This window comes from Pedobacter sp. 01T416_2 (genome assembly GCF_056398925.1).
In genome coordinates, this window is record NZ_JBFTQI010000298.1 from 1 (window position 1) to 6,620 (window position 6,620).

The window sequence follows — 6,620 nt, forward strand, 5'->3', positions numbered from 1 at the left end:
CTCCAATTTGGTCAATTGTATAGGTCTAAAAAAGGACAGCTTTTTTCTATTAATTGTTAATTATACATTTAAAATTTCCTCAGGTATTCAATAAAACCCAAAAGGTTAGTTTTTGTGGTTTATAAGCGTTGAGGCGGGGTATTCCTGAAAATGTCATCTGCAGTTGGTATTCTTTCGAAAATCGATCCTGAGTCATCTTTGAGGCCTTAAAATCAATAAAAAATAGTTAAAAAATAAGTGTTAAAAATGGTAACAAAGCACGCCGTTTGATATCTATATCGTGCTTGATAAATGGTTTATCAGGTTAAAAAAATAGAAAATATAAAAGATTATGGAAGCGCTCATTTCTAATTACTGGTGGGTTTTAGTGGCACTGTTGTGCATAGTTTTATACAAATATATTTTACGTTTCTTATTCGGGATGGTCATCGTACCCGAAGATAGAATCGGGTTGATTACTAAAAAATTCGTGCTCTTTGGTTCCGATCGGGAGCTGCCCGATGGTCGCATCATCGCGGTTAAAGGCGAAGCCGGTTTCCAGGGAAAAACACTGGCGCCAGGATTGTACTTCGGGATGTGGTTTTGGCAGTACAGTGTAACGATGGAACAGTTTACCATTATTCCTGAAGGGAAAATCGGACTGATTATGGCCAAAGATGGTTCCGAAATCCCAACGGGGAATATCCTTGGGCAAAGGGTAGAATCTGATAACTTTCAGGATGCGGTGAAGTTTCTCGAAAATGGTGGTCAGCGAGGCCGGCAAACGTCTTACATTACCTCGGGTTCTTATCGTATCAATACGATGCTGTTTCAGGTTTCTGTTACGGATATGATTCGCATTCAGGAAAGCATGGTGGGCATTGTAACCACTTTAGATGGTTTACCGATTGAGGCCAATCAAATTGCGGGCAAGCTTGTTGATGGACACAACAATTTCCAGGATTTCGATGCCTTTATAAAACAAGGTGGTAACCGTGGTTTGCAGCCCCAGGTAATTTTGGCGGGTTCTTATAACCTCAATCCATGGRCAATCCAATTAGAGGAAATTCCGATGACCGAAATTGCAATCGGTTATGTTGGTGTTGTAATCTCATTTATTGGTACAGACGGAAATGACTTAACCGGTGCAGACTTTAAACACGGTAATATTGTCGGAAAAGGTTCTAAAGGTGTTTGGCTCGAGCCACTTGGTCCGGGTAAATATCCGATTAACAAATACATTATGAAGGTAGAACTGGTACCAACAACCAATTTGGTATTAAACTGGGCATCGGCGCGTAGTGAGGCGCATAATCTGGATAAAAACCTATCAACCATTACCGTACGTTCTAAAGATGGTTTCCCGTTCAATTTGGATGTCGCGCAGATTATTCACGTACCAACTACAGAAGCTCCTAAAGTAATTGCACGTTTTGGTAATATGGTGAATTTGGTTTCGCAGGTTTTAGAACCCACCATTGGTAACTATTTCCGTAACTCCGCACAAGGAAGTGATGTGATTGCTTTCTTAAGTACCCGTAAAGAGCGTCAGGAATCGGCTAAAGAACATATCCGTAAAGTGCTTGATGAGTATAACGTAAATGCGGTTGATACGTTAATTGGTGATATTGTTCCGCCAGAATCGTTAATGAAAACCTTAACCGACCGTAAAATTGCAGAAGAACAAAAGGTTACTTACGAAACCCAGAAACAGGCACAGGAAACACGCCAGGGGATGGAGAAAGAAACCGCGATTGCCGATATGCAGAAAGATATTGTGAAGGCACAACAAAGTGTAGAGATTGCCGAACGTACGGCAAGTGCAACCGTTAAAAAATCTGAAGGTGATGCGGCTGGCGTAAAATTAGCTGTAGGAGCAGAGGCTGAGGCTACAAAAATGAGGGCGCATGCAGAGGCTGAAGCCACCAAAGCAAGAGCACAGGCCGATTCGGAAGCGATTAAGTTAAGGGCATCAGCAGAGGCTRAACAGATTTCGTTAACCGGTAATGCAGAAGCAGGTAAAATTTTAGCGGTAGGTAAATCAACCGCCGAAGCTTACGAACTTGCTGTGAAAGCTTTGGGCGGCGAAAACTTTACCCGTTACAAAATTACCGAAGAGTTATCGAAAGGTAATGTGAAACTGATTCCTGATGTACTGATTGGTGGTAGTGGAGGTAATCACGGCGGTTCAGCAATGGATGGGCTATTGGGATTGAAGTTGATGGAGTTGATGGACCCAGCACAGCGGAAAGAAGTGGTAGCGGTTGCAGAAATTGTAGAAACAAAAGCAAAACCTAAAAAGGACAATATAAACCCTTAATTTGGTTTTAAAGTAAAACGGAAAGCCTCGATGAGAATCGGGGCTTTTTGTTGTAATCCCATCGATAATTAGTAGAATATTTTTAGGTTTTTTTATCAGCTACGTCACCCTGAATTTATTTCAGGGTCTTAATGATATAAAAGATGCTGAAATAAATTCAGCATGACGATCGCGTTGGGCAAAGCAACCAAAAAAAATCATTGGGCTTGTAATATAATCGAACAAAGGCAAATTCGTATTATAAATATAACATTTGGTTCCACTTACATTTTGCTTTTCCGAAAAACAATTACATTATTATGCCGTTCTACTTTTAAACAAAATAGTAACTTTGCAGCCAGATTTAGAATGATAGAATTTTGAATGATTGAATGGCTTAATAATTCATTCATTCCATCATTCGCTCATCCAATAATTTTAAAAAATGAAGAAAGTAAAAGTTGGCTTGGTACAAATGAGTTGTACTAAAGATAAACAAGAAAATTTAGATAAAGCGATTGTTAAAGTAAGGGAAGCAGCTGCAAAAGGCGCACAGATTGTGTGTTTGCAAGAGCTTTTTACTTCTTTGTATTTCTGCGATGTTGAAGATTACGACAATTTCGATTTAGCTGAAGCTATTCCTGGACCATCTACTGATGCTTTACAAGTGGTAGCCAAAGAATTGGGTGTGGTAATTATCGCTTCTTTGTTTGAGAAACGTGCTGAAGGTTTATACCACAATACAACTGCGGTTTTAGATGCTGATGGTTCATATTTAGGTAAATACCGTAAAATGCATATTCCTGATGATCCGGCTTATTATGAAAAGTTTTATTTCACCCCTGGCGATTTAGGCTACAAGGTTTTTCAAACCAAGTTTGCTAAAATTGGTATCCTGATCTGTTGGGATCAATGGTATCCGGAAGCTTCACGTATTACAGCATTAATGGGTGCAGATATCATGTTTTATCCAACTGCAATTGGCTGGGCTACCGATCAGGATGAAGAAACCAATCAAGATCAATATAATGCTTGGCAAACCATTCAACGTTCGCATGCGGTTGCAAATGGTGTGCCTGTAGTGAGTGTAAACCGCGTAGGCTTTGAGCAAGATGGTGCCATGAAATTCTGGGGTGGAAGTTTCGCCACAAACGCACAAGGCAAAATACTTTATTTAGGTTCTCACGATCAGGAAGAAACCGAGGTAGTTGAACTGAATTTATCAGAATCTGATTTCTTCCGTAAACACTGGCCTTTTTTAAGAGACAGAAGAATTGATTCTTACCAGCCGATTACGAAGAGATATATTGATGGGGACTAAGCAGAAAGGTTAAAGACCAAAGCTTAAAGCGAAAACCATACATGGGTGTCATCCTGAGCCTGTCGAAGGACTTAACATTTCGACAAGCTCAATGTGACACCTTTAAATTAAAAGACTACACGAAATGTCAAATTTCCCTCCTAAAAAAGATTTAAGTATCAATCAATTCGATTATTCACCGAAACAACAAGGTTATGCTTTCCCTGCCGAGTGGGTAAAACATGAGGCAACTTGGTTAAGCTGGCCACATAAAGAAGCCTCTTGGCCAGATAAAATCGAAACTATTTACGAACCATATTGCCAATTTATTAAAGCTGTTACCGAAGGCGAAAAGGTACGCATCAATGTGAAAGATGAAGAAATGAAAGCTTTTGCTGTTTCTGAATTAACAAAAGTAGATGCCGATTTAAGTCAGATTGAATTTTATTTTAATGAAACCAACGATGCCTGGTGCCGCGATCACGGTCCTGCGTTTTTGCAGAAAGGAAATGAAAAGGCTGTTGTAGATTGGGGATACAACGCCTGGGGTGGAAAATATCCTCCGTTTGACCTGGATGATGTGGTTCCGACAAAAATTGCCCAACATTTCGATTTACCTTTGTTTACACCAGATATTGTGATGGAAGGAGGTTCAGTAGAATTTAATGGCGCAGGAACGGTTTTAACCACCACTGCTTGTTTGTTGAACGAAAACCGTAATCCGCATTTAACCAAAGAGCAGATTGAACAATATTTGCTTGAATATTATGGTCAAGATCAGGTATTATGGTTAGGAGATGGAATCGTTGGCGACGATACAGACGGCCACATTGATGATATTACGCGTTTTGTAAACGAGGATACGGTTTTAACTGTTGTAGAAAGCAATCCGCTGGATGAAAATTATATCTTGTTACAAGAGAATCTAGAGGCTTTAAAAGCCATGAAGCTGAAAGATGGCAGATCATTGAATATTGTTCAATTGCCAATGCCATCGCCGGTTATTCATGAAGATACTCGCCTGCCTGCATCTTATGCAAATTTTTACATCGCTAATGCGGCTGTAATTGTTCCGGTTTTTGATGATGTAAACGACCAGAAAGCTTTAGATATTATTCAAGGCTGTTTCACTGATCGCAAAGTGATCGGTATCAATTCGGTTGATATTATTTGGGGATTGGGAAGCTTTCATTGTTTGAGCCAGCAAGAACCAGCTGTTTAGTCCTGAGTCTTTAGTCAAAAGTCATTAGTCAAATTTGCGTGGTTGTCATCCTGAGCATTAGTCAAAACTCATTAGTCAATTTGGTTTTTAGTATTAACTTTACAACATTAAAACATTTCAACTTTACAACATTTCATAATGAAATTATTAGAAGGAAAAACAGCATTAATTACAGGCGCATCTAAAGGAATCGGCCGTAAAATAGCTGAAAAATTTGCCGAGCAGGGCGCTAATGTGGCTTTCACATATTTATCATCAGTAGAAAAAGGTGAAGCTTTAGAGCAGGAATTACAAAGCTTTGGAACAAAAGTTAAAGGTTACCGTTCTGATGCTTCTAAATTTGCCGAAGCGGAGCAATTGATCAATGATATCGTAGCTGAATTTGGTGCCATTGATATCGTGGTAAACAATGCGGGTATTACCAAAGATGGTTTATTGATGCGTATGAGCGAAGAAAACTGGGATGATGTGATCAATATTAACCTAAAATCGATTTTCAACGTAACCAAAGCGGCCTCTAAAGTAATGATGAAAGCCCGTAAAGGTGTTTTTATCAATATGGGGTCTATTGTGGGCACTACAGGTAATGCCGGACAAGCAAATTATGCTGCATCTAAAGCTGGTATCATCGGTTTTACCAAATCAATTGCTAAAGAATTAGGTTCGAGAAATATCCGTGCCAACGTAGTGGCACCAGGATTTATCCGCACCGAAATGACAGATATTCTTGATCCGAAAGTTGTTGAAGGATGGGAAAAAGATATTCCATTAAAACGTGCTGGGGAAACTGAAGATATTGCCAATGTTTGCGTGTTCTTAGCCTCAGATATGAGTGCTTACGTAACTGGCCAAACTTTATCTGTTTGCGGTGGGATGCTGTAAGAGAAGGTTAAGAGATTGAAAGGTTGGAAGGTTGAAAGGTTTGAAAACGTAGCCTTGTAACATTCCAACCTTTTAACATTAAAACGCTCCAACTATTTTACAATATATTTCCCTTTTACCTCACTTACATTTGCTTGGTTTTTATTTTTCTCAAAAGCTAAATAGCCTACCTGCAACGATTTCCAAAAACTAGCCTGTGTAGGAAATTGAGCAATATATTTCTTCATATTACCATCTGTCATTTTAAAAGGATAGATGTTAACCGGAATTTTTTCCTGGCCTGCATTTCTGGCCTCAACCCCTAAAATATAAACTTCTTTTATTTTTTCGTCTGTTAAAGGAATGCAACCTACGGTTACACAATTACCATGGATGTAAATATCACTTCCAGGTTTTCTGCCCTTTCCAGTTCGGGCATAATCTGCAGCGTTTGGATAATTCACGCCTAACGATAGATGGAAATTACTCATCGGGTTAAAAACGTTAATGTAATAAAAACCTTCCGGTGTTTGCCCATCTCCTTCAATCACTTTTGGACCAATGGTGCCAGAATGTGCACAGAAATCATATGTTCTAAACAACGAATATGTTTTTGCCGAATTATTTTTTAACCAAATCTCTAGTTTTCCTTCAGTTTTATAGGCATTGATCAACATCGAAAACTGATCACCATAGCCACCTGCCACAACAAATTTTCTCATCGTTTCCCATTTTTCACTGTAGGCCTTTTCTACTCTTTCAAACTTAATTTGAGTGGCTTTAAAATTATTTTGGGCATTTACCATAAGGCTTAGAGACAGTAGAAACGTTAAACAGATTAATTTCATAAATTTTGATTTGGTTTAAAAATAGGGATTTAACCACAGAGCGCATAGCGTTCTCTTTTTTTTACCACAAAGGTCACCGAGGAAAGGCACGAAGTACACAGAGTTGGGTGC

General features: G+C 39.1%; 5 protein-coding genes. 4 read left to right on the forward strand and 1 reads right to left on the reverse strand.

Going from position 1 to position 6,620, the window contains the following annotated elements:
* Positions 1-331: 331 nt before the first annotated feature.
* From AC1DPQ_RS13790 to fabG, 4 genes are all read left to right on the forward strand, one after another.
* The gene (locus tag AC1DPQ_RS13790) at positions 332-2,299 is read left to right on the forward strand and encodes an SPFH domain-containing protein (RefSeq protein ID WP_477609784.1); all 1,968 of its coding nucleotides are present in this window, start codon (positions 332-334) and stop codon (positions 2,297-2,299) included.
* A gap of 424 nt (positions 2,300-2,723) precedes the next feature.
* Positions 2,724-3,599, forward strand: a complete 876-nt coding sequence (locus AC1DPQ_RS13795) for a carbon-nitrogen hydrolase (protein ID WP_477609786.1) — start codon at positions 2,724-2,726, stop codon at positions 3,597-3,599.
* A 124-nt stretch (positions 3,600-3,723) separates the two neighbouring features.
* Positions 3,724-4,800, forward strand: coding sequence for an agmatine deiminase family protein (locus AC1DPQ_RS13800; protein ID WP_477580174.1), 1,077 nt, complete (start codon positions 3,724-3,726; stop codon positions 4,798-4,800).
* Between the two features lie 138 nt (positions 4,801-4,938).
* Positions 4,939-5,682, forward strand: a complete 744-nt coding sequence (gene fabG / locus AC1DPQ_RS13805; protein ID WP_477609788.1) for a 3-oxoacyl-[acyl-carrier-protein] reductase — start codon at positions 4,939-4,941, stop codon at positions 5,680-5,682.
* 92 nt (positions 5,683-5,774) lie between these two features.
* Here fabG and AC1DPQ_RS13810 read toward each other — a convergent pair whose 3' ends face one another.
* Positions 5,775-6,509 (reverse strand): L,D-transpeptidase family protein, encoded by a 735-nt coding sequence (locus AC1DPQ_RS13810; RefSeq protein WP_477580170.1) that lies wholly within the window; start codon positions 6,507-6,509, stop codon positions 5,775-5,777.
* Positions 6,510-6,620 lie beyond the last annotated feature (111 nt).